Source organism: Novosphingobium sp., assembly GCF_037133355.1.
Lineage (GTDB): Bacteria > Pseudomonadota > Alphaproteobacteria > Sphingomonadales > Sphingomonadaceae > Novosphingobium.
Genome location: NZ_JBAXOI010000002.1, coordinates 71,981 through 94,555, shown reverse-complemented (window position 1 = coordinate 94,555; position 22,575 = coordinate 71,981). Strand labels below are relative to the sequence as shown.

18 protein-coding genes are annotated in these 22,575 nt (G+C 64.3%); 9 read left to right on the top strand and 9 right to left on the bottom strand.

Annotation, left to right across the window (positions count from 1 at the left end):
• Positions 1 to 23: 23 nt before the first annotated feature.
• The 6 genes from WCL10_RS02670 to WCL10_RS02645 form a co-directional block, all read right to left on the bottom strand.
• Positions 24 to 4,301: a CheR family methyltransferase gene (locus tag WCL10_RS02670; RefSeq protein ID WP_336894077.1), complete on the bottom strand. Its 4,278-nt coding sequence runs from the start codon at positions 4,299 to 4,301 to the stop codon at positions 24 to 26.
• A 223-nt stretch (positions 4,302 to 4,524) separates the two neighbouring features.
• The gene (locus WCL10_RS02665) at positions 4,525 to 4,716 is read right to left on the bottom strand and encodes a Thivi_2564 family membrane protein (protein WP_336894076.1); all 192 of its coding nucleotides are present in this window, start codon (positions 4,714 to 4,716) and stop codon (positions 4,525 to 4,527) included.
• A 151-nt stretch (positions 4,717 to 4,867) separates the two neighbouring features.
• A complete protein-coding gene (locus tag WCL10_RS02660) occupies positions 4,868 to 5,548 on the bottom strand; it encodes a hypothetical protein (RefSeq protein ID WP_336894075.1) in 681 nt (226 codons plus the stop codon).
• 170 nt (positions 5,549 to 5,718) lie between these two features.
• Positions 5,719 to 6,450 (bottom strand): hypothetical protein, encoded by a 732-nt coding sequence (locus WCL10_RS02655; RefSeq protein WP_336894074.1) that lies wholly within the window; start codon positions 6,448 to 6,450, stop codon positions 5,719 to 5,721.
• A 61-nt stretch (positions 6,451 to 6,511) separates the two neighbouring features.
• Positions 6,512 to 6,676: a DUF3309 family protein gene (locus tag WCL10_RS02650; protein WP_336894073.1), complete on the bottom strand. Its 165-nt coding sequence runs from the start codon at positions 6,674 to 6,676 to the stop codon at positions 6,512 to 6,514.
• Between the two features lie 83 nt (positions 6,677 to 6,759).
• Entirely contained in the window at positions 6,760 to 7,170 is a 411-nt protein-coding gene (locus tag WCL10_RS02645; protein WP_336894072.1) for a glycine zipper 2TM domain-containing protein, read from the bottom strand.
• A gap of 338 nt (positions 7,171 to 7,508) precedes the next feature.
• On the opposite strand from WCL10_RS02645, the gene WCL10_RS02640 reads away from it, so the two are divergent.
• The 3 genes from WCL10_RS02640 (at position 7,509) to rlmJ (ending at position 12,350) form a co-directional block, all read left to right on the top strand.
• Positions 7,509 to 9,770: a glycosyltransferase family 4 protein gene (locus WCL10_RS02640; RefSeq protein ID WP_336894071.1), complete on the top strand. Its 2,262-nt coding sequence runs from the start codon at positions 7,509 to 7,511 to the stop codon at positions 9,768 to 9,770.
• The gene (locus tag WCL10_RS02635; RefSeq protein ID WP_336894070.1) at positions 9,767 to 11,062 is read left to right on the top strand and encodes a glycoside hydrolase family 130 protein; all 1,296 of its coding nucleotides are present in this window, start codon (positions 9,767 to 9,769) and stop codon (positions 11,060 to 11,062) included. The genes WCL10_RS02640 and WCL10_RS02635 overlap by 4 nt, the downstream gene beginning before the upstream one ends.
• Positions 11,063 to 11,519: 457 nt before the next feature.
• Positions 11,520 to 12,350, top strand: a complete 831-nt coding sequence (gene rlmJ / locus WCL10_RS02630) for a 23S rRNA (adenine(2030)-N(6))-methyltransferase RlmJ (RefSeq protein ID WP_336894069.1) — start codon at positions 11,520 to 11,522, stop codon at positions 12,348 to 12,350.
• 247 nt (positions 12,351 to 12,597) lie between these two features.
• Here the strand turns inward: rlmJ and WCL10_RS02625 are convergent, their stop codons facing one another.
• Complete coding sequence (locus WCL10_RS02625) at positions 12,598 to 13,344, bottom strand: glucose 1-dehydrogenase (RefSeq protein WP_336894068.1); 747 nt, start codon at positions 13,342 to 13,344, stop codon at positions 12,598 to 12,600.
• Positions 13,345 to 13,520: 176 nt separating this feature from the next.
• Between WCL10_RS02625 and WCL10_RS02620 the strand changes: the two genes are divergently transcribed.
• Positions 13,521 to 13,943 (top strand): nuclear transport factor 2 family protein, encoded by a 423-nt coding sequence (locus tag WCL10_RS02620; RefSeq protein ID WP_336894067.1) that lies wholly within the window; start codon positions 13,521 to 13,523, stop codon positions 13,941 to 13,943.
• Here WCL10_RS02620 and WCL10_RS02615 read toward each other — a convergent pair.
• Complete coding sequence (locus WCL10_RS02615; protein ID WP_336894066.1) at positions 13,940 to 14,542, bottom strand: TetR family transcriptional regulator; 603 nt, start codon at positions 14,540 to 14,542, stop codon at positions 13,940 to 13,942. The genes WCL10_RS02620 and WCL10_RS02615 overlap by 4 nt on opposite strands.
• A 243-nt stretch (positions 14,543 to 14,785) precedes the next feature.
• Between WCL10_RS02615 and WCL10_RS02610 the strand changes: the two genes are divergently transcribed.
• Positions 14,786 to 15,910 (top strand): LLM class flavin-dependent oxidoreductase, encoded by a 1,125-nt coding sequence (locus tag WCL10_RS02610; protein ID WP_336894065.1) that lies wholly within the window; start codon positions 14,786 to 14,788, stop codon positions 15,908 to 15,910.
• 111 nt (positions 15,911 to 16,021) lie between these two features.
• On the top strand, positions 16,022 to 18,463 hold the full coding sequence (locus WCL10_RS02605) for a TonB-dependent receptor (RefSeq protein ID WP_336894064.1): 2,442 nt from the start codon (positions 16,022 to 16,024) through the stop codon (positions 18,461 to 18,463).
• A gap of 99 nt (positions 18,464 to 18,562) precedes the next feature.
• Here the strand turns inward: WCL10_RS02605 and WCL10_RS02600 are convergent, their stop codons facing one another.
• Positions 18,563 to 18,931, bottom strand: coding sequence for a VOC family protein (locus tag WCL10_RS02600; RefSeq protein ID WP_336894063.1), 369 nt, complete (start codon positions 18,929 to 18,931; stop codon positions 18,563 to 18,565).
• A gap of 164 nt (positions 18,932 to 19,095) precedes the next feature.
• Between WCL10_RS02600 and WCL10_RS02595 the strand changes: the two genes are divergently transcribed.
• From WCL10_RS02595 to WCL10_RS02585, 3 genes are all read left to right on the top strand, one after another.
• On the top strand, positions 19,096 to 20,250 hold the full coding sequence (locus WCL10_RS02595; RefSeq protein WP_336894062.1) for an LLM class flavin-dependent oxidoreductase: 1,155 nt from the start codon (positions 19,096 to 19,098) through the stop codon (positions 20,248 to 20,250).
• A 44-nt stretch (positions 20,251 to 20,294) separates the two neighbouring features.
• Positions 20,295 to 21,395 (top strand): LLM class flavin-dependent oxidoreductase, encoded by a 1,101-nt coding sequence (locus WCL10_RS02590; RefSeq protein WP_336894061.1) that lies wholly within the window; start codon positions 20,295 to 20,297, stop codon positions 21,393 to 21,395.
• A gap of 79 nt (positions 21,396 to 21,474) precedes the next feature.
• Entirely contained in the window at positions 21,475 to 22,560 is a 1,086-nt protein-coding gene (locus tag WCL10_RS02585) for a zinc-binding dehydrogenase (protein ID WP_336894060.1), read from the top strand.
• Positions 22,561 to 22,575: the final 15 nt, after the last annotated feature.

Sequence of the window (22,575 nt, the reverse complement as noted above, 5' to 3'; positions counted from 1 at the left end):
GCGAAAGCCGGCCCCATTTCTGTTCAGGTTTCGACCATCAGCACCTTGCGCGCGAGTTCGGGCAGCGAGCGCACCCCCATCCGATGCATGATCTCGGCGCGGTGGTTTTCGACCGTGCGCTGGCTTATGCCCAGATCGGCCGCGATGTTCTTGCTGGGCTGCCCGGCAAGAACCATGTCCATCACTTCCAATTGCCGTGCAGTAAGCGCGGCGTAGCACACCGCCGCCTCGGCCTGCGCGACATCGGCGATGTGGGTGTTGTGCGATTGCTCGGTGGCGCGGTCGATGCTGTCCAGGAGCGCGTCGCGCCCCACGGGCTTGGTGATGAAATCGCACGCGCCCGCCCGCATTGCCGAGACCGCAAGGCCGATGTCGCCATCGCCGGTGATGAGGATGACCGGGAAGTGATCGCCGCGCGCCCGCAGTTCGCCCAGCAGACCGATACCGCTGAGGCCGGGCAGATGCGCATCGACCAGCAGGCAGCCCGGGCGCCCCGCGCGGTAGACCGCCAGGAACTCTTCCGCGCTGCCGAAATCCTCGACATCGCGGCCGTGCGCGGTGAGGAGATCGCGGATCGAGGCGCAGACATGCGGCTCGTCGTCGACCACATAGATCACCGGCGGCGCCTGCGGCGCGCGGCCCGGCGGCATGGCCGGGGCGGGCGCCGGCGCTGCCGGGCAGAGCGCATCGAGTGCGCGCAGCAGGACGGCGGGCACGACCGGCTTCCTGAGATGGACGCAGTCGGCCTCGGCAATCATCGCCAGCGCCGAGGTGGAAATGTCGCCGGTCAGCACGATCGCGGGCAGCGGCCGCTGCAAGCGTGCGCGAAGGGCCAGGAGCAGATCCACTCCGCTCTGGCCCGACGGCAAATTGTAGTCGGTGAGGAGGATGTCCGGCCGGATCGCGCCCCCGGTGACAAGCCGCAGGGCTTCCGCCGCATCGGGCGCGCAGCTTACCATATGGCCGTTCTCTCGCAGCAATTGCGCCACGAGATCGAGCAGATCGGGATCATCCTCGACCACCATGATGACCGAGGGGCGGGCCACGGGTTCGGGTTCGGGCACAGGATCGGGCGTCGGCGCCGGCGGCAAATGCGTTGCGCCCTTGCGGCAGGGCACAGTGATCGCGAACATCGAGCCTTGCCCCGGCACCGAGCTGACATCGACCTTGTGGTGCAGCAACCGCCCGAGCCGCCGGACGATCGACAGCCCCAGCCCCAGCCCCAACCCGCTTTCGCGCGCGGGATTGTCGACCTGGTGGAATTCCTCGAAGATTCGCTCGAGCTGGGCCGTCTCGATGCCGATGCCGGTATCCCACACCTCGATCCTGAGATCATTGCCGCGGCGCCGGCAGCCGAGCAGGATGCGCCCGGTCCGGGTGTATTTCACCGCATTGCCGAGAAGGTTACGGATCATCTGCTCAAGCAGACGCGGATCGCTTTCCACCCAGGCCGCGCAAGGCATGAACCGTAGCGAAAGATCCCGCGCCTCCGCCAGCGCGACAAATTCGCCGTGCAGCTTCTCCAGCACATCGGCCACCGGGAACTGCGTCAGTTCCGGCCTGACCGCGCCAGCCTCGATCTGGCTGATGTTGAGCAGCACGTCGAGCATGCCCGAAAGCGCGCCCAGCGTCTTGTCGAAGCGCGCCATGAGTTCGGCTGCCCGTACGCCGGTTACGCTGGGCGCCAGAAAATCCTTTAGCAGCGCCAGCGCCTGCAGCGGCTGACGCAGATCGTGGCTGGCGGCGGCGAGGAAGCGGGACTTGGCGGCATTGGCGCGCTCGGCTTCGAGCTTGGCTTCCTCCAGCGCCGAGGTCGTGCGCTTGCGATCCGTGATGTCGGCAAAGGTGATCACCACCCCCTCGATCCGGCTGTCGTGCGCGCGGTAGGGGAAGATGCGGCGGACGAACCAGGTGTCGCCGGGTGCGCGGACCTCGCGCTCGATCGTCGCCTCGTTGCCCAGCACGCGCTGGGCATCCGCCAGCAGTTCGGGATCGTCGGCGATCGGCCTGAGATCGGCGAGCTGCCGCCCGATATCGCCCGCAATCACATTGTAGAGCGGGCTGATGGCCGGAGTGAAGAAGCGGATCCTGAGCGCCGCATCGAGAAACATCGTGCCGACATTGGTGCTGAACAGCACGTTCTGGAGATCGTCCGAGGCAAGCCGCTGACGGTCGAGCGTTTCCTGCAACTGGCCGTTGAGCGCGGTCAGTTCCTCGTTGAGCGACTGCAGCTCTTCCTTCGAGGTGAGCAGTTCCTCGTTGGTCGACTGAAACTCCTCGTTGACCGACAAGGCTTCCTCATTGATCGCCTTCTGCTCCTGATTGGCGATGTCGCGGTCGTGGATCGAGGCTTGCAGCTCGGCCTGCGCTTCTTCAAGCTCCCGCTCCAGTTCCGCCAGCCGGTCAATCTGTTCCGGCGCAAGCCCGGCCGGGGCATCCGCGCTACCCGGCGGCTGTTCTGCAAAGCACACCAGAACAAGCTCCTCCCCCGCCTCGACCAGGCGTTCGGCGGTGATGCGGAAATGAACCACGACCCCGTCGATGGTCAGCCGGGCAAGGCCGCCGTCGACTTTCTGCGTAGCAGGGCTGACCCGGTTGATCGCCAGACGAAGCCGTGTGCGTAGCGACGGCGACGCCATTGCGAGCAGGTCTTGCGTGGGATAGCCGGGCGTGATCCTCAGAAAACGATGCGTCGGCCCCATCGAGAACAGGCATTCGTGCTGTCGGTTGATCAGCACTGCGGCGGGCGCATGGCCGGCCAGCACCGCGCGTTCGCAGGTCTCGGCCAGACTGCGCCGCACCGTGGGAGCTTCGCGCCTCGCCGCGTTGAGAAGGGGCAGCTTCCCGTCAAAGCTGAAGGGAAAGCCGGCCTCGCCCGGCCGGGTCCTGGCGACATGGCGATAGCAGCACTCGGCGCCCGCCAAGGGCTCGAACCGGCCGTCGGGCTTGCCGATGGTCTCCGCCGTGCCGAGCAGGAGAATGCCGCCTTCCCTGAGCGCGAAATGGAACAGCGCAATCACCCGGGCCTGCGCGGCGCTGTCGAGATAGATCAGCAGGTTGCGGCAGGAGATCAGATCGAGCCGCGAAAACGGCGGGTCGGTGAGCACATCCTGCACCGAAAACACCACATGGCTGCGCAGCGCGGGCACCACGCGGTAGCCGGTTTCCTCTTCGATGAAATAGCGCGCCAGCCGTTCCGGCGGGACGGTGGCGGCGACATCGTGCGAATAGAGCCCGTCGCGCGCGGCGGCGATGGCATCGGGATCGAGGTCCGAGGCGAAAATCTGCAGCTTGATATCGCGCCGCACGCCTGCCAGCGCATCGTGGCAGATCATCGCGATCGAATAGGCTTCCTCGCCGGTGCTGCACCCCGCAACCCAGATGCGCAGGGCCTGCCCCGCGCTCAACCGTTCGACAAGCCCGGGCAGGATCGTGTCTTCGAGATTTTCGAAGACTTTGGGATCGCGGAAGAAACTGGTGACATTGATGAGGAGGTCGCTTGCCAGCAGCGCGCATTCGGCCGGATCGCCGCGCAGCCGCTCGGCATAGGCGGCCATGTCGCCCGCGGTCATGGCCAGCAGCGCCATGCGCCTAGCGATCCGCCGGGTGATCGTGCCCGGCTTGTAGTGGCTGAAATCCTGGCCCGAGGTGTGCCGGAGCGCGGCAAGGATCGCGGCGAGGCCGCCGGCCGTGTCCAGCAGGGCGGCTGGGCCGGGGCCCGGCACAAAGCCCGGGCGAGTGACCCGCGCGGCAAAGTCGGTGATGGCGGAGGGCATGGCGGCAAGCGTCAGCGCCGCATCTACCAGCGCGGTATCGAGTGCGGCCTGCGGCATGCCAGGATGCTCGGCCTCGGCGGTTGACTGGGCAAGGATGAGGCCGCCAGCCGCATGCAGCGCCGCAATTCCGTGGCTGCCATCGCCGCCGGTTCCCGAAAGGATCACCGCCGCGCTTTGCCGCCCGCACGAGGAAGCGAGCGAGCGGAGCAGCCAGTCAAACGGCAGTCGCGCGCCGTGCCCCGCCTCGGGCGCAGAGAGCCGCAAAGTGCCGGCTCGCACCGAAAGGTAGCGGCCAGGGGGAATGACATAGACATGATCCGCCGCCAGCGGACAGCCATGCGCCGCCTCGACCACCGGCATCGCGGTATGTTCGGCGAGCAGCGCGACCATGAGGCTTTCGTGGTGCGGATCGAGATGCTGGACGACGATGAACGCGCAGCCGGTTATTGCCGGCAGCACGTCGAACAGGCGCGATGTTGCCTCCAGACCGCCGGCCGACGCGCCGATCGCAACGATCGGCAGCACCGGCCGTGGCGGCAGGTCTTTCCTTTGCGATGGTCCGGTTGCCTCGCGCGGCGGGCTTACCACCGCGTGGTCGAGGTGCGGAACCTCCTGCGCCGGGCGGCCTCGCCATGGAGTGTCTGCGTCATGTGCTGCCCTCTCGTGAAGGCGATGCCTAGCACAGTTCGCCGGCACTCACCCCATGGCGAATGGCCCCGCTGCAAGGCGCTGCGAGCCCCCCCGCAGTTCATTTGCCGAGATGAATGGCATCAAGCGAGGACAGCACGCCGAACACCCGGAACAGCCACAGCACCACCGCGATCACCACGACCCCGTTGAGGATGGATTTGATCTTGCCGTCCATCGGCAGGTAGGTGTTGATCAGCCAGAGAACGACCCCGACGACGATGAGAATGACGATAAGATTGACCAGCGACATGATGTGATACTCTTGCGGAAGGATCGGGCCGTGACGCCCGTGATGGTTGGCAAGACCGCGCCGGAGTTCTGCCGGAGCAGGAATTCCGGCGTTTTCCCTCAGGTCCTGGTACGATTATGCGGGGGCGGCTTTGATGGAGCCGGGACGTTGTTCAATGGTCTGGATTGCGCGCGGCCTGGCCGCGATCCTGTGAGGCATCCTGCCTGGCGTTGCCCGCCGGTTGCCCGCCGGGATCGGCCTTGCGGCCATTGCTGCGAACCTGTTCCGCAGTGTGCTCGGGAAAAGCATAGGGAGCGACCATGACCTCGGGTTGACCCGGTCCGCCCTCATCCTGTCCCGCCTCACCCGGGCCGGCCGCACCTGGCGACCATCGATGCAGACTGCTGGTGCTTTCCTCGCGCGGGCTCTCTCCGCCCCATTCCGGACGATAGTCGCGGTCATAGCGGTCCTGCCAGAACTGACGCTGAGTGTAGAAGCGGCGGCCGCGATAATGGCTGCTCCAGTACGGTTCGAACGTGAACGTGGTGACGTCGATGCCAAGGTCGGCCGCGACGGCGAGGCGGCGCTTGCGGTGGTTGACCCGGAGCGTATCTGCGGCGATCCAGCCGCGGTCGGAGCGATAGGTTACATCGCACCAACTCCAGTCACGCAGGCAGCCGTGGACCAAAACCTTGGCGCCGCGGCTGATGGTACGCACGCTGGGGTAGTCGCTGAGCGGCCCGGCCAGGAGATGCGTTGCGCTGGCGGCAATGGCCTGCATTGGTTGTGCTGCAAGGGGTGCAAGCGGCACTGCGGCGGCAACAAACGCGGCCGTGATCAAGGTGAAGCGCATGCGGCGAGCTCCGGTTCCGAAAATGTCGAAGCCGATGGCAGTCGGCTTGTGGGGTGGCGATGTGCAAGACCGTGCCGAAACTCCGCCGAGGCTGGAGTTTCGGCACGTCCCTGCGTGTCCTGACCCGATCTGCAGGGGGGGAAGGGCTGATCGGGCCGGGACGCAGCTCTTCAAGGGTGTTGACGCCCGGCGGGCTTGCCGTGAGCCTTCTCGCCGCCCCGGGCTTTCTTGCCGAATCCGTTGTTGCCGGGCTGGGCCTTCCTGGCGGGAACCTTGACCCGCACCTTGGCGGGCGGGCGGTTCGGTGTGACTACGCGGACGGTGCCGCCCGTTGCCGGAATGCGCCGGATCTGGCCGCCTTGTGCCGGGACGCGGTGGTCGCCTACTCTCAGATCCTGCCCCGGCTGTACTCCGGGCCCGCGGCGGTCGCGGTACTGGCCCTGATCGCCGGATGGGCCCTGGCGCGGACCCTGATCCCGGTCGCCCCATTCCGGGCGGTAGCCGTTCTCATACTGCGTCTGCCAGCGCGGACGCTCGTTGTAGAAGGTGCGGCCGCGATAGTTGTTGTCCCAGTAGGATCCGAACGAGAACGAGATCACGCCAATGCCCAAATCGGCGGAAAGGCCCTGGCGGCGCCCATCGTGGCTGATCCGCAGCGCATTGCCCGCGATCCAGCCGCGATTTGAGCGGTAGGTGACATCGCACCAGCTCCAATCGCGCAAGCAGCCGTGAACACCGACCCGAACGCCGCGGCGCACATAGCGGACCGTGGGATAATCGCGCAGCGGTCCGGCATAGAGCCGTGTCGCAACGGAAGTGTAGCCGCGCATGGTCTGCGCCGAGGCAGGAGCTAGCGGCAATGCGGCGGCGACTAGCGCGGCCATGGTAATGAACGAGCGCATGAAACGGCTCCTTTGGTGATGACTTGGGTATTGCGATGCGGGCCGCTCCTGCCCGCGGATGCTAGATCCGGCCGGTCAGCATGAGGATCACCAGCACGATCAGGATGATGCCGATCGCGCCGATCCCGCCATGGCCATAACCATAGCCATAGCCGCCGATGCGTCCGCTGAAGCCGCCGAGCAGAAAGACGACCAGCACGATCACGAGTATCAGACCCAGGGACATGAAGAACTCCGGTGTATGCTGGCCGGTCGGTCCTTGTCAGGAACCGGAACCGGCGCGGCTGGGATGGGGGTACTGCTTGAGCCTCAGCGGCAGCGCACGTTGTTGCGCCCTCGGTCGATCTGGCGGCCTGCCACGCCGCCGACTACCGCGCCGAGTACCGTGCCAAGCGCTTCGGAACCGCCCGGGGCGATCACATTGCCAAGCACGCCGCCAGCGACGGCGCCGACGATGAGGCCGGTGGTTCCATCGGAACGGCGGCAGTAGTAGCGCCCGTCATGTCCACGGTAGATCCGCTCGCTGCTGTCCATGCGCCGTTCGCGATAGCGACCGGGGTCCTGGCGGTAGTAGCGATCGGCTTCATACCCGCCGTAGCTGGGGTCGGGGCGGTTGTAATCGTAGCCGCTCCACTGCGACTGCATGGGCTCGCGGCCGCCGTAGTCCGCACATCCGGCCAGAAGGCTGGTGGCGGCAAGGCCGAGAAGGATTGTACGCATTGGCTGTCTTCTTTGCGAAAAGAGCCAGGCCGTGCGGGATGCGACGACCGGACGCCACATGGGGCAGTTCGACCCTAGAAGAGCTGGGGAAACGCGACAGGATCGGAAACTACCCAGCCCGGCGCATCAGCGGCGCCGGACCGGGGCGGATGCCATGCCGCGCGTCAGCGTAGTTTCCGAGGGCAGACACCGCGCCCGCCAGCGGCCAGTCGGGTCATGCCTCCCGCACCAGGAACACCGCCGCTGTGACCGACCAGACCGTCCCGCTCTTCAGGTTCTACGCCGCCGCCCCACGCCAGCCGAAAGGGAAGCTTTAGGACAACCTCCGGACTGCCCCCATGCGGATCGTCTTCATCGGCAATGCGCTGCCCCGGCGCTGCGGCATCGCCACGTTCACCACCGATCTCGAACTCGCCATGCGCCATCAGGACGATGTGTCCGATACCGCGATCGTGGCGATGTGCGATCCGGGCGGCCCTTGCGACTATGCCCCGCCAGTGCGCCGGGGGGTTCCGCAAGAGGATGCCGGCGCCTACCTGACGGCGGCCGAATACATCAACGAGGCCGGCTATGACGTCGTCTCGCTCCAGCACGAGTTCGGGATCTTCGGAGGGGAGGCAGGCAACTATCTGCTGGGCCTGATCGCGGCTCTGCGCATTCCGCTCGTCACCACCCTGCACACCGTGCTCGACCAGCCGAGCGAGGCCCAGCGCGCGGTCATGATGGCCATTCTCGCCGCTTCGGCCCGGGTCGTCGTCATGGCCCGCAAGGCTCGCGCTATCCTCATCGACACATATGGTGCCGATCCTGTGCGGATCGTGGTGATACCCCACGGCATTCCGGATCTGCCGCTGGTCAATGCGCTCGATGCCAAGCGCAAGCTCGGCTTTGCCGGTCATCGGGTCATCCTGACTTTCGGCCTCATCAGCCCGAACAAGGGCATCGAGGTCATGATCGAGGCGATGCCCGCAGTGCTCGCCGCTGCGCCCGACGCGGTCTATGTCGTGATGGGCGCAACGCATCCCGCGTTGCTGCGCGCGGAGGGCGAGGCCTACCGCGAGAGCCTCATCGCGCGCGCCCATGAGCTTGGGCTCGATGGCCACGTGGTGTTCCTCAACCGCTTTGCCGAGCGACCGGAACTGCTCGAGCATATCGCCATGTGCGATGTCTATGTGACGCCCTACCTCGTCGAGGCGCAGATGACCTCGGGCACGCTGGCCTACTCGCATGGCCTTGGCCGCCCGGTCGTCTCGACGCCCTACTGGCATGCGGCTGAACTGCTTGCCGACGGTTCCGGGGTGCTGGTGCCCTTCAACGATCCCGCCGCGCTTGGCGGGGCAGTGGCGGACCTCCTGACCGACGAGACAGCTCGCCTTGCCATGGGGCGGGGCGCCTACCGCTCGAGCCGGCCAACCACCTGGACCAACACCGCGCTGCGTTACCACGTGGCGTTTCGCGCGGCATGCCGCAGGCCAGGCCCGGCGATGCCTGCCCTGCCGCTCACCCACCTTGCGGCGATGTGCGATGATACCGGCCTGTTTCAGCATGCGGTCGGCGGCATTCCCGATCGCAATCACGGCTATTGCATCGATGACAACGCCCGTGCGCTGCTGGTGTGCAGTGGACTGGGCAGCGTGCGCCTGGCCGGGGCGCCGGCTATCCAGCCGCTGCGCTTTGCCGCTTTCATCCAGCATGGCTGGAACCCGGATCGCGGCCGCTTCCGCAATTTCATGAGCTTTGACCGCCGCTGGCTGGAGGAACTTGGCTCCGAGGACAGCCATGGCAGAACGTTGTGGGCGCTGGGCACCTATGCTTCTGAAGGCGCCGATCAGGACCTTGCTCTCTGGGCGGCCGATCTGTTCGCCCGCGCGCTCGAGGCGGTCGAAGGCTTCACCTCGCCGCGCGCCTGGGCGTTCACGCTGCTGGGTCTTCACGGCTACAGCGCCCGCCGCCCGCATGATCGCAAAGCACGCCACATCGGCCTCGTGCTCGCCGAACGGCTGACGGGCCTGCTGCAGGCCTGCCGCAGCGAGGACTGGGTCTGGTTCGAGAGCCGGCTGACCTACGACAACGCGCGGCTGTGCGAGGCGCTGATCACGACCGGGCGGGACTGCGCGGCGCGCGATCTGGTGGATGCGGGGCTCGCTGCCTTGCGCTGGCTGATCGCCCGGCAGACCGCGCCCGGCGGCCATTTCCGCCCCGTGGGCTCGGATGGCTTCCTGCTCGCCGCGCGCGAGCCGCAGCACTTCGACCAGCAGCCGCTCGAAGCCTGCGCCACCATTGCCGCGTGCCTTGCCGCCAGCACAGTCGATCCCGGACCTTTCTGGCAAGACGAGGCGGTGCGTGCATTCGCCTGGTTCGGCGGCGCCAACGACCTCGGCGTGGCGCTGGTCGATCCGGCCACAGGAAGCTGCCGCGATGGCCTGCACCGCGATCGCGCCAACGAGAATCGGGGCGCGGAATCAGTGCTGTCCTACCTGCTTGGACTGGCCGACATGCACCGCTTCGAAAAGAGGTCCACCGGCCCGTTCATCGAAGCGCCGGTCACCGCCGCAGCGCCGGTCTGGCCCAATGCCGTCGGCGCGGACTACCAGACATGAACCAGAGCCCGTTCTTCAACCGCCATCCGCTCTACTTGCGGCCCGATCCGTCGCGCGTGATCGTGCGCGCGTTCCGCCCCGCGATCGAGCCGCGCGACTACAACCCGGTCGACACAACGCGCGCCAATCACATCGTCGACAGGGTTCTGGCGCTGGACGAGACAGAGGCGCAGGCGGTGCTCGCCAGTGTGCTCGACAATTTCAACGATCCGCAGCGCAACCTGCTGGAGATATTCGAGCAGCGCGCCGCCGAGATGGAACTGGTCTTTGCCGGTCATGCGGCGTTCTCGGCAACGCAGCGCAGCCTTGTCGGGGCGTATTTCCTGCACGAATACAGCTTCGAGGCGGCGGCGCTGTTCAATCCCAGCATCGTGCCACACCCCGATCAGAGCGGGGTGGAGCCGGGCAGCCTGCGCTTCATCCTGTCGCTGCGCGCGGTGGGCGAGGGGCACATATCCTCGCTCACATTCCGGCGCGGCACGATCAGCGGCGAAGGCGAGATCAGCATCGAGCCGCCGGTCCGCCTGGCCTGCTTGCCGCACATTTCCCGGCGCATCGGTGACAGCGTCGATCTGGCCTTTGCGGCCGACACCAATATCTCGCAGCGCGTGATCTTCCCGATCACCGAAGCGCAGTCCAACGGCATCGAGGATGCACGCTTCGTCGCGTTCAGGGATCGCGGGCGCACCACCTATTTCGCCACCTACACCGCCTACAGCGGGCGCGCGATCCGCTCCGAACTGATTGAAACCAGGGATTTCCAGTCGTTCCGGCTGATGCCCCTGAAAGGCGCGGCGGCGGTCAACAAAGGCATGGCCCTTTTCCCGCGCAAGATCGGCGGGCGCTTTGCGATGATCGCCCGCTACGACAACGAAAGCCTGCATCTGATCTATTCGGACGATCTGCTGGAATGGGGCCTGGGTACGCCGATCCTGCGCCCGGAATATCCGTGGGAATTCGTCCAGATCGGCAATTGCGGATCGCCCATCGAACTGGACGAGGGCTGGCTGCTGTTCACCCACGGCGTGGGGCCGATCCGGCGCTATTCGATCGGCGCGGTCCTGCTCGACAAGGAGGACCCCTCACGCGTGATCGGCCGCGCCCGCGTGCCGCTCGTGCAGCCGGAACGGTCGGAGCGGGAGGGCTATGTGCCCAATGTCGTCTATTCCTGCGGCGCGATGAAGTTCGGAGATCGCATCGTGCTGCCCTATGCCATTTCCGACACGTTCTCGACCATCGCCACGGTCAAGGTCGACAAGCTGGTGGGGATACTGATGCAATCTCCCGGCTGAGTTGCAGGAAGAACAGAGGCCGCGTCTGCAAGGTCCAACCGCTGGACTTTCAGGTCATGCGGCGCGGTGATCGACGCCAGCCGGCCAAGATCGCGCCCGATCAGAACCGGCCGATGCCCCCGTGCGTTTGGTGCGACTTGCCTGTTGGTCACGTCATGGCATTTCAGCGTCTCGCGAGAGCGCGGGGCTATCAGGCCTTCGAACTTGCTGATGGACGCCGGCTTTGTAGGCGCCGTAAACCTGTGCGGCTTCTGAAAGGTCGTGTGTGCCCGAAACCTTGCGTCTTGAGCCTTTGGTGACGATCGCAAACGCAGGCCTCAGGCCTTGCGCAGAAGTGCGTTGTAGGTTTCCCCCCGACTTTATACTGGCACTTGGCTGGCTTCTTCAATCGCCGCGCGCTCGGCAGCCGCGCCCAGCAACGCGTAAAGAAGGCTGATCGTCAGGACTTTGAATCTCAATGAATTATCGCCATTCCTTCCATGCTGGCAATAGCGCCGATGTCGTGAAGCACAGCCTGCTGATCGCCCTCGTGCGCGCCTTGCAGCAAAAACAAGGCGCGCTGACCCTGATCGACACCCATGCGGGCTGCGGGCTGTACGACCTTGGCGGCGAGGAGGCCAGGCGCACCGGTGAGGCCACGCAAGGCGTGCTGCGGGCCTTTGCCGACTCGAACCCCTTGCTGAACGACTACCGCGCCGCAGTACAAGCGGTGAATGTCGAGGCCGAGCCGCACTTCTACCCCGGCTCGCCGCGGATTCTGGCGCAGCTTCTGCGCTCGCAGGATTTTCTGATCCTGAACGAAAAACATGCCCAGGACGCCTATGCCCTGCGCGGCGCGATGCGCGGCACATCCGCTGCCGTGCATGAGCGCGACGCTTACGAACTTTGGCTGGCGATGCTGCCGCCCCGCACGCCTCGCGGCGTGGTGGTGGTCGACCCGCCATACGAGCAGCCGGACGAGCGTGCCCGCATCACAGGCACCCTCGCCGCCGCTCACCGCAAATGGGCGCATGGCGTGACGGTGATCTGGTATCCACTGAAAGACCGCGCGACGCATGTGCGGTGGAAGGAGCAGTTACGGGGGCTCGGCATCCCGAAATTGCTGCTGGTGGAGCATTGGTTGTACGATGCCGATCAGCCCGGCATCTATAACGGAGCGGGCCTTTTTATCGTCAACCCGCCCTACGCCTTCACGGAAGGGCTGCCCCCTCTGCTGGAAGCCCTGCGCGCCGCGCTGGCGCCGGAGGGGCACAGGGGCGAGATCATGACCGGTTGGTTGGGCAACTGAAGTAAACCCTCATCGCCCCCTTCTCCCGAAGAGGGAATTGTCGCGCTTCGGGTCGCAAACAACGCATCTCGAGAGATTCGCTCGCTGCCGGAGGTTGGCTGGTGACCATCGTTGCTTGTGCTCAAGGTCTACCGGGGAACGGCAACAAAGCCCCAACCCCGGCCGTATCCGCGCGCTGAACGGAACCATAGTCTGGTTCGAACGCAATCCAGACGGTAAGGGAATCCCTCTGAAACTCTGCGTATCACTACTGTGCCGTCATGCCAGCATCGATCACGTGCTCTGCGCCGGTGATGTAACTGGATTCATCGCAAGCCAGGAACAGCACGAGGTTCGAGACTTCTTCGGGCTCCGCAATCCGGCGTAGCGGGATCTGCAGGAGCGCTTCGCCGCCGCCTTCGTCGGTGGCCTCGACCATCATCGGGGTCATGATGAAGCCGGGGTGGACCGAGTTCACGCGGATGTTGTCGGGGCCATATTCGATGGCGGCAGCCTTGGTCATCCCGCGCACGGCGAACTTGCTGGCGACATAGGCAAGGCTGGGGAAGCCGTAGTTGGCCACAAGACCCGCGATCGAGGAAATGTTCACGATCGAGCCGCGACCGCCCTTGAGCATCGAGGGGATGACTGCGTGCATCCCAAGGTAGACCGAGTGCTGGTTCACTTCGCAGACCTTCCGGTAATCCGCTTCGCTGACGTCTGCGGTCTTGGCCATCACGCCAAGGATTCCGGCGTTGTTCACCAGGATGTTGATCGGGCCGAAGAAGTCCTCCGCCGCGGTGACAACCCGCGCCCAGTCGGCCGCACTTGTCACGTCATGCTCGACGAAGAGTGCGTTCGGCCCCAGTTCCTGCGCGAGTGCGTTCCCGGTGTCCGAACGAAGATCCGTGAGCACGACTTTCGCGCCCTCCGCCACAAAGCGCCGCGCATGTGAGGAGCCCATGCCGCGCGACGCACCGGTGATGATTGCGGTGCGGCCATCCAGTTTACCCATTGCAGTCTCTCCGGCTTTGTCAGGTGGGTCTCGGCTCGATCGGCGATACGCCCAGCCTCGTCGTCAGCACTCATGCTGGACCGTCGTGACGTAGTCAACACTAGCGTTTACAACGGGACCGTGGACGCGCTAGAAATGCGGTACTGCGGCGCCATGCTGCATCGGGAGACAAGGCGATGGCAGATGAAATCACCAGCGGCGCTGCGGCGGAGAACAAGGCAATCGTCGCCAGGTTCTTCGAGATATTCTCGAGCGGCGATGTGCCCGCACTGCTCGATGCGATGGCAGATGGTGGCAGCTGGTGGGTTTCGGGCAGGCTGGAGGGCATGTCGGGCCGCTATGACAAGGCAAGCTTCGGGCCTTTGGTCGAAGGCGCAAAGGCCATCTACAAATCGGGCAGCCTTGCCATCACGCCGGTCTCCATGATCGGCGAGGGCGACCGGGTGGCGGTTGAAGCAGTGGGGTTTGCAGAGCTTGCAGACGGGCGGACCTACTCACCCCAGTATCATTTTCTGGTGACCGTCATGGACGGCAAGGTCTTCGAAGTGCGCGAGTACATGGACACGCAGCACGCCAAGGAGACCTTCTTCGGCGGTTAGCCTGCGGCAGCCGAGAAAGGCGCGCCAAGGGCCGCCACGATCTGCCCCAGCGTGTCGCTTACAGCATCCTCGAAGCGCTCGCCGTCGTCGCTGACATCGCGCGTGTGAATGACGAGGATGTTGAGGAACATGAAGCTTGCCGTCACCAGGCGCCGCTGTGCCACCGCTTCCGGCAAATCGCCGAGGCAGGCTCGGAGCAGGGCCAGGGTCCGGGCAAGGTTGGGTGCGACACGCTCGCCAAACTGGCCAAAGCGGCTGCCCTGATAGCGCAGCAGGTACGCGCTCAGGAAGCCGGCGTAGGAGTAGTCGCCGAATTCGTCGATCAGCTCGATCTGGGGGCGATAGATGATATCGGCGATGGTCCTGAGATCGGACAAGGCCCCTGTCGCTTCGGCCGCCGCAAGCATGGCGCCGCGCGTCGCCTCCATCTGGTCCATCCGGTAATCGAAGATCGCCTGCACCAGCGAGTCGCGCGATCCGAAGTGGTACTGGACCGCGTGGTGATTTTTCTGCCCGGCCTGGGCTGCGATTTCCCGCAGCGATGCGCCTTCGATGCCGTTGCGCGCAATCAGCACTTCGCCCGCAAGGATGAGCGCCACTTTCGCGCCCTGAGATGCAGGAATTCCGGCTGGAACAAGAGATTTCGGGGCCGCACGGGTCATGCGCGCCAATTGGGATAGCTTCGGGTGAGCGTCAAGCCCGGGTGTAGCGTCGGGCATTTTCGCTTCAATCAACGAGAGTGTTGATTTTGGTCAACGGATGTGTTGAATGGGGTTGACGAAAAGACGGGTGAAGCGCATTTAAGCCACATGGCTTAATCAAGGGCCGAAGGGAGAGTTGCAATGACAATGGAAACTGGCCTGATCTTTCACCCCTACATGCGCCCGGGCCGTACGGCGCGGCAGACGTTCCAGTGGGGCGTCGACAGCGCGGTTCATTGCGACAAGATCGGTTTCACCTCGATGATGATCTCCGAGCACGCCTCGCAGATCTGGGAAAACATTCCCAACCCGGAACTGATCATGGCCGCTGCCGCTCTGCAGACCGAGACGATCAAGTTTGCCCCGATGGCGCACATCCTGCCGCATCAACACCCGGCCAAGCTGGCGATGATGGTGGGCTGGCTCTCCCAGATCCTTGAAGGCCGTTATTTCATGGGGATCGGCGCGGGTGCTTATCCGCTGGCGTCGTACATTCATGGCATCAAGGATGCCGAGACGACCCACCTCAATGAGATGGTGCGGGAATCGCTCTTCATCATGGAGAAGATCTGGAAGCGCGAACCGTTCTTCCATGAAGGCAAGTACTGGAGCGCGGGCTTTCCGCACGAAGAGCCGGCCGAGACCGAGGAAGACGAACAGCACCTCCTCGCCAACTATGCGCCCTACGGCGGCGGTTTCCCCGAATTTGCGGTCACCGGCTTCAGCGCCAACTCCCCCTCGATGAAGCTTGCCGGCGAGCGCAACTTCAAGCCGGTGTCGATCTATTCCGGCCTCGATGCGCTCAAGCGCCATTGGGAGATCTACTCCGAGGCCAACATCAAGGCCGGCTTCACCCCCAATCGCCAGCGCCACGCGGTCTCGCAGACGGTGTTCTGCGCGGACACCGATGCCGAGGCCAAGCGCCTCGTGATGGAGGGCCCGATCGGCTACTGCTTCAATCGCTATCTGATCCCGATCTGGCGCCGCTTCGGCATGATGGATGGCTTCGCCCGCGATTTCGGCGTGGACTCGCTCGACATCGATCTCGAGTTCCTGACCGACCATGTTTTCGTCGTGGGCTCGCCCGATACGATCGTCGACAAACTCAGCCACCTTTTCGAGCAGACCGGCGGCTGGGGCACGCTGCAGGTCGAAGCGCACGACTACTACGACGATCCGTCGGCCTGGTTCAAGTCGCTCGAGCTACTTTCAAAGGAAGTCGCGCCGCGGGTGAAAGTTCCTGGCGAGACACTTATTGCAGCATGATTATCACGGAACTGATTGACTGAGATAAGAGATACACCTTCCGCGCAGATTTTGCGCGGAAGGTGCGAAGAAATTGCGATGCTTCGATAATAAAACATTGGGAGATGGGAAATGGACGGTTCTTGGAAGAGCGCCCGCGAGTTTGGCTTGCGGAACGGTGCGTTGCTGCGGGGCAGCGCAAGTGCGGTTGCGGTGGTGCTGGCCACCCTGGCCACTCCGGTTCTGGCTCAGGCTGCGCAAGCGCAGGCGGTCGATGAGGCGGCTACGCAGGACATCGTTGTGACCGCTCAGCGGCGCGAGGAGAAACTGTCCAAGGTTCCTGTCTCGGTCGTTGCCTACAATGCCGAAGCCCTTCAAACCCGCAACATCGCCAGCGAGCAGGATATCAGCTCGCTTGTCCCCGGGCTGCAGGTCAAGAACGGGCAGAACTCCAACCAGCTCAGCTACAGCATGCGCGGGCAGTCGCTCGACCCGTTCTCGGGCACGAGCCCTGCCGTGCTGCCGTACCTCAACGAAGCGCCCTACAACCCCGGCAACACGGCAACCGCCTTCTTCGATCTGGCCTCGGTTCAGGTCCTGAAGGGGCCGCAGGGGACGCTGTTCGGCCGCAATGCCACGGGCGGCGCGGTGCTCTACACGACGCCGATGCCGGGCAACGAGTTTGCCGGCTATGTGATCGCACGCGGCGCCTCGCGCGAGTTCGGCCAGGTGCAGGCTGCTGTCGACCTGCCGATCATCAAGGACAAGCTGGCTATCCGCATCGCGGGCGATATCACGCGCGGCAACGGCTACGTCACCAACATCAACACCGGCAACACGCTGGGCGACAAGAACAGCCGTTCGGGCCGCTTGACGATCCTGTTCACGCCGACCGACACTATCAAGAACGTCACGATCTTACAGCATGACCGCGTGCGCGGCACGGAAGGCGTCGGCGGGATCTTCAACTACTATTCGCGGCTCGCGACCCCGGGTGATCCCACGTCGCAGTTCATCAGCGATGGCACCAACCATATCACCAACACCACCGGCACGCCGCTGTCCAACACGCTTGCCGCGATCTACGGCGCCAATGACGGGCCGGCAGGGCCCGGATTCTTCCCGGGCGCCGTCGAGGGCTACACCAAATTCTCGCGCGCCAACCCTTACAAGATCTTCCTGCAGTACGATCTGCCGCACAAGGCGAACAACACGTTCGTGTCCAACACGACCGAGGTCGAGGTCGGTGATCACGCCAAGATCAAGAACATCTTCAGCTACATGAAGGGCTTCTCGTTCACATCGGGCAATCTCGGCGGCGGCCCGTTCGGTTCGCTGTGGCTGTTCAAGCTGGCCGGGATCAATGCCACGGGCGTGCCGGGCGGGCAGACTTTCCGGTCAGAGACCTACAGCGATGAATTGCAGCTGCAGGGCACGGCTGTGGACGGAAAGCTCAACTACACCGTCGGTGCGTTCTATTCGAACCAGAAGCGCTACGAGATCATTCCGATCAACATCGGCGCCGATGTCGTCCCCGGCGGCATTGCCGACATCTCCTACGCCTATCGCAACCGGCAGACCTCCAAGGCGATCTTTGCCCAGCTCAGCTACCAGCTGACCGACAAGCTCACGGCAACGCTCGGCGGGCGCTACACGTGGGAAACCGTCGGCATTCGTCAGGCCGAAGGCAACGTCTTTGGCGTCGATCCGAACTCACCGGCGGCTGACCAGAGCACCAAGCTTTCGGCACCGGCCTGGACGGCGAGCCTGCAGTACCAGATCGACTCCAACAACATGGTCTATTTCAACCAGCGCGGCAGCTTCCGCGCGGGGAACCTCAACGGTACGGTGGCCCCGTTCACCGACCCGCTTACGGGCAAGGCGGCGAACCTGTTCAAGAACGAGAAGGTTCACGACTTCGAGTTGGGCTACAAGTTCAACGGCCGCATTTCCTCGGTGCCGGTGCAGTTCAACATCGCCGCCTACAAGGTTATCGTGAAGGACGCCCAGCGCGCACTTTATGCGATCGTCGGCGGCGCGCCGGCCGGCTTCACCGTCAACGTGCCCAAGGCCGAGACCCAGGGCGTCGAAGTCGACGGCTTCTTCGGGCTGACCTCGTGGCTCGATGTCGGCTTCAACCTTGCCTACACCGATGCGAAGTACACGCAGCGGACCGTGCCGATCCCGTTCGTCGGCAGCCTCCAGGTCGATTCCTATCCGGATGCGCCGAAGTGGGCCGGCTCGGTCAATGCGGAAATCAAGTTCCCGGTGCCTGAGAAGATCGGCAAGGTCAGCCTGCGGACCGATTTCTACAAGCAGTCGAGCTTCTTCTTCTCGAACACCAACGGCACCTCCACTCCGGGTACGCAGCTGGACGGGTACTCCACGCTGGCTATGCGCCTGAACTGGAAAGAGATCATGGAAAGCCGAGTCTCGGCCGCGGTCTATGTGCGCAACCTGACCAAGAACACCTACTATGTGTCGGGTTACGCGCTTGGCGCTTCCAATGGCGTGAACACTGCCTACCCGGGCGAGCCGCGCACGTTCGGGGCGGAGCTTTCGGTCAAGTTCTGACCGGATGCACCGCCGCGGGCGGAGGAGTCGTCCCTCACGGCTCGTCCGCCCGGCTACCGGATCAGGAAATGCCGCGCCCAGATCGCGGCATTTTCTGTTCTAGCCTCTCAGCTCCAGCCCGTTGCCATCGGGATCGCTGAGATAGAGCGACTGGCCCCAGCCGGACGCGCCGTACCGCTCGGCGACAGGGCCGACCGCTACGCCATGGCACTCGAGTTGGCGCCGCACTTCGTCCGCATCGAAGTTCGCCACGGTGAGGCAAAGGTGGTCCATATTGGGGACGGCATCTGCAGGCATCGGCTGCCCGGCGAGAAGGTCGATAAACGCGGTGCCCACACGCAGATGAGCAAGCCCGATCTCGTCGCGGCGCCAATCCAGCGTGCAGCCCAGAACATCGCGGTAGAACCTGATGGAACGATCGAGATCGGCCACCCTGACGACGACGTGATCGATTCCGGAGATTTCCATAAGCGGCTGTTTGCACGTGCGATTTCATCGCGGCAAGCCCGCAGGGTGGTCAATCAACGAAAAGGTTGATTTAACGCCTCCCGGAGCCCTGATCGCCATTGACAAGGTCTGATTCGACCCCCTATCAACGTTTGTGTTGATAAAGATGGACAGGGATCGAGGCGATGAAATTCCACTTGATGCAGACCGGTGTGGTGGGGCGGCGTCACGAAATCGAGGCTGGCATGGCCGGTCAGCGCAACGATCTGTACCAGCGGTTTCTTGAAGAGGTTCGCGGCTATGTCCGCCTGGCCGATGACCTCGGCTACTACGGCTACTGCCAGCCCGAGCATCACCTCCAGATCGAGGGTTTCGAGGCGAACAATCATCCGGGGATGTTCAGCCTGTTCGTCGGGCAGAACAGCAAGCGGCTCAAGGCCGGGATCATGGGCTACACCATGACCACCCACAATCCGGTGCGCGTCGCCGAGGAAATCGCCACGCTGGATCACATGCTGAAGGGCCGCATGTACTGCGGTTTCACCCGCGGCTACCATGCCCGCTGGGTCGACAGCTACGCTGCCAAGGAAGGCATCAGCGCTACCACGCCGGACAATGTAAAGGCCCGAGATCAACAGGATGCGCGCAATCGCTCCTTGTTTGAAGAAGGCGTTCGCGTCATCAAGAAGGCGTGGACCAGCGACGTGTTCAGCCATAAGGGCGACAACTGGGAGTTCCCTCCGAACGGCGGTTCCGCCGGCCACCCCGCCTACGCCAAGTATGGCAAGGGGCAGGACGCGGACGGTATCGTCCGCCAGATCGGCATCGCGCCGAAATGCTTCCAGGAGCCGCATCCCCCTATCTACGGTGGTTTCGCCGCTTCGGGCCGCACCATCGATTTCTGGGCGGAAGAAGGCGGCAAGCTGATTGTCCTCTCGGACAATCTCGACTTCTGCGAGTCGCTAAACAAGCGCTACATCGCCTCGGCCGCCAAGGTCGGCCGCGAGGTCACCAATACCCAGGCATCGGCCTGGGGCGGCTTCCTCATGCTCACCGACGACAAGGACCGCGCGGCCAAGCTCATGGAAGAGCACATGTGGTTCTGGGATGAATGGTTCATCCCGATGGGCCAGCGCCCGCCGAACGTCCTGATCGGCTCGGCCGACGAGATCGCCGACCGCATCGGCGAAGCGCACGACCGGTTGGGCTTTGACGAGCTGTTCCTGATGTTCGGCCAGGGGCATCTGGAACCTGAAGAAAATCAGGAGGAGCTGGAAAAGTTCATCAGCAAGGTGGCGCCCCGCTTCTCGACCAAGAACGAGGAAGGTGTTTTCGTTTAAGATCGTTTTATTTGAATATAATAAATAAGCTTTGGAGAGATGAGATGGCGATGCAGTGCGGTATCTTCATGACACCTTACAATCCCCCTAGCCGCACCCCGCGCCAGGTGTTCGACTGGGCTGTGGATATCGCACGGATCGCCGACGACGCCGGATTTGCCGACTACATGATCGGCGAGCACTATACGCTCGGCTGGGAAAACATCCCTATGCCCGAAGCGATCATCGCCGCCTGCGCGCACACCACCAAGCAGATCCGCTTCGCGCCGATGGCGCACTTGCTGCCTTACCATAACCCGGCAACGCTTGCGGTCCGCATCGGCTGGCTCAGTCAGGTGATGCAAGGCCGTTACTTCTTGGGCGTTGCACCGGGCGGGCACCATACCGATGCGATCCTGCACGGGTTCCAGAACATCGGGCCGTTGCCGCCGATGCAGATCGAGGCGCTGGCTCTCATGGAGCGCGTGTGGGAGGGCAAGCCGTTCGTCGAGAAGGGCGAGTATTTCCAGGCCGGTTTCCCGGGCCCGGATACGATGCCCGAATACAATGTCGAAATCGCCAACAACGGCCCCTACGGTGGGCGTGCGGCGCTGGAGCTGGCGGTAACCGGCTTGTCGATGAAGTCATCCTCGATGAAGTTTGCGGGCGAGCGCGACTATTCGCCGATCTCGTTCTTCGGCGGCACCCCGCAGATGCGCGCGCACTGGGATACCTGGGCGGAAGCCATGATCTCGAAGGGCCACACGCCCGACCGCAAGCGTTACCGCGTGTGCCGGGACATCTTCATCGCCGACACCGACGCCGAGGCAAAGCGGCTCGTGCGCAAGACCGGTATGATGCAGACCTGGCACAAGTATCTCAAGGAGATCTACGTCAAGTTCGGACTGTTCGACGGGATCATTCACGACAGCGGGATCGACATCACGCCCGATGCGATCGACGAGGATTTCCTCGTCGAGCATGTGATCCTGTGCGGTTCGCCCGAAACGGTGATCGAGAAATTGGAGAAGCTGGCCGATACTGTCGGAGGCTGGGGGCAGATCGTGGCCAACCAGCATGACAGCATCGACGATCCCAAGCCCTGGGAGGAATCACTGCGCCGACTGGCGACCGAGGTCTGCCCCAAGGTCCGCATGCCCAATTGAGAATGATCCCGGGATGGCAGCCGCATGGTCTCAAGGCGCATCGCGACTGCCATCACCGGGCTGCTGAGAGGATAGAGCGATGAGCAAGGCAAGAGCATGCGTGCTGGTCGAACCCAATCGGGTCGAGACCTGGGATGTCGAGGTCTACGATCCCGAGCCGGGCGGCGCGCTGGTGCGCATCGTGGCGGGCGGCGTCTGCGGCAGCGACGTCCACATCATGTCCGGTGAAGCCGGTGTCATGCCCTTTCCGATCATTCTCGGCCACGAAGGCGTTGGCCGGATCGAGAAGCTCGGCGCCGGCGTGACCACCGACTATGCCGGGGTTGCCTTGAAGCCGGGCGACCTCGTCTACTGGGCGCCGATCGCGCTCTGCCATCGCTGCCACAGTTGCACGGTGCTCGACGAGACCCCTTGCGACAATTCCACCTTCTTTGAACATGCGGCGAAGCCCAACTGGGGCAGCTACGCTGATTTTGCATGGCTGCCCAATGGCCTTGCCTTCTTCCGGCTTCCCGATGGCGCCTCGGTCGATGCGGTGATCGCACTGGGCTGCGCGCTGCCGACGGCGCTGCGCGGTTTCGACCGCTGCGGCCCGGTCCGCATGGGCGATACCGTGGTGGTGCAAGGGGCCGGCCCCGTCGGCCTCTCCGCCATCCTCCTTGCGAAGCTTTCGGGCGCGCGGGAAGTGATCGCGGTTGACATGCATGAGAACCGCCTCGCGATCGCCCGCTCGCTGGGCGCGACCGCGACCGTCTCGCTGAAGGACAGCCCCGAGGAGCGCCGCCGGCAGATCTACGACCGGGTCGCGCCCAACGGGCCGGACATCGTGGTCGAGGCTGCAGGCGCCTTGCCGGCTTTCCCCGAAGGCGTCGACATCGCCGGCAATCATGGCCGCTACATCATCCTTGGCCTGTGGGGGGCCATCGGCACGCAGCCGATTTCCCCGCGCGACCTCACGATCAAGAACCTGACAATCGCCGGAGCGACCTTCGCCAAGCCCAAGCATTTCCACCAGGCCTTGCACCTCGCGGCGCGGCTCAATGGAGAATATCCGCTGGCCGAAATCGTCAGCCACCGGTTCGGCGTTGCCGGGGCGCTGGAAGCACTCGAGGCGACGGCAGCCGGCGCGGTGATCAAGGCCATCATCGATCCCGAAATCAACTGACGCACGGAAGGACAT

Bases quoted from the DNA above. Each gene is read 5' to 3' on its own strand.
- WCL10_RS02660 (WP_336894075.1), bottom strand. From the start codon at position 5,548: ATGCGCTTCACCTTGATCACGGCCGCGTTTGTTGCCGCCGCAGTGCCG.
- WCL10_RS02650 (WP_336894073.1), bottom strand. From the start codon at position 6,676: ATGTCCCTGGGTCTGATACTCGTGATCGTGCTGGTCGTCTTTCTGCTC.
- WCL10_RS02645 (WP_336894072.1), bottom strand. From the start codon at position 7,170: ATGCGTACAATCCTTCTCGGCCTTGCCGCCACCAGCCTTCTGGCCGGA.
- WCL10_RS02585 (WP_336894060.1), top strand. From the start codon at position 21,475: ATGAGCAAGGCAAGAGCATGCGTGCTGGTCGAACCCAATCGGGTCGAG.
- WCL10_RS02620 (WP_336894067.1), top strand. From the start codon at position 13,521: ATGGCAGATGAAATCACCAGCGGCGCTGCGGCGGAGAACAAGGCAATC.
- WCL10_RS02635 (WP_336894070.1), top strand. From the start codon at position 9,767: ATGAACCAGAGCCCGTTCTTCAACCGCCATCCGCTCTACTTGCGGCCC.
- WCL10_RS02655 (WP_336894074.1), bottom strand. From the start codon at position 6,450: ATGCGCTCGTTCATTACCATGGCCGCGCTAGTCGCCGCCGCATTGCCG.
- WCL10_RS02665 (WP_336894076.1), bottom strand. From the start codon at position 4,716: ATGTCGCTGGTCAATCTTATCGTCATTCTCATCGTCGTCGGGGTCGTT.
- WCL10_RS02640 (WP_336894071.1), top strand. From the start codon at position 7,509: ATGCGGATCGTCTTCATCGGCAATGCGCTGCCCCGGCGCTGCGGCATC.
- WCL10_RS02595 (WP_336894062.1), top strand. From the start codon at position 19,096: ATGAAATTCCACTTGATGCAGACCGGTGTGGTGGGGCGGCGTCACGAA.
- WCL10_RS02590 (WP_336894061.1), top strand. From the start codon at position 20,295: ATGGCGATGCAGTGCGGTATCTTCATGACACCTTACAATCCCCCTAGC.
- WCL10_RS02600 (WP_336894063.1), bottom strand. From the start codon at position 18,931: ATGGAAATCTCCGGAATCGATCACGTCGTCGTCAGGGTGGCCGATCTC.
- rlmJ (WP_336894069.1), top strand. From the start codon at position 11,520: ATGAATTATCGCCATTCCTTCCATGCTGGCAATAGCGCCGATGTCGTG.
- WCL10_RS02625 (WP_336894068.1), bottom strand. From the start codon at position 13,344: ATGGGTAAACTGGATGGCCGCACCGCAATCATCACCGGTGCGTCGCGC.
- WCL10_RS02605 (WP_336894064.1), top strand. From the start codon at position 16,022: ATGGACGGTTCTTGGAAGAGCGCCCGCGAGTTTGGCTTGCGGAACGGT.
- WCL10_RS02610 (WP_336894065.1), top strand. From the start codon at position 14,786: ATGACAATGGAAACTGGCCTGATCTTTCACCCCTACATGCGCCCGGGC.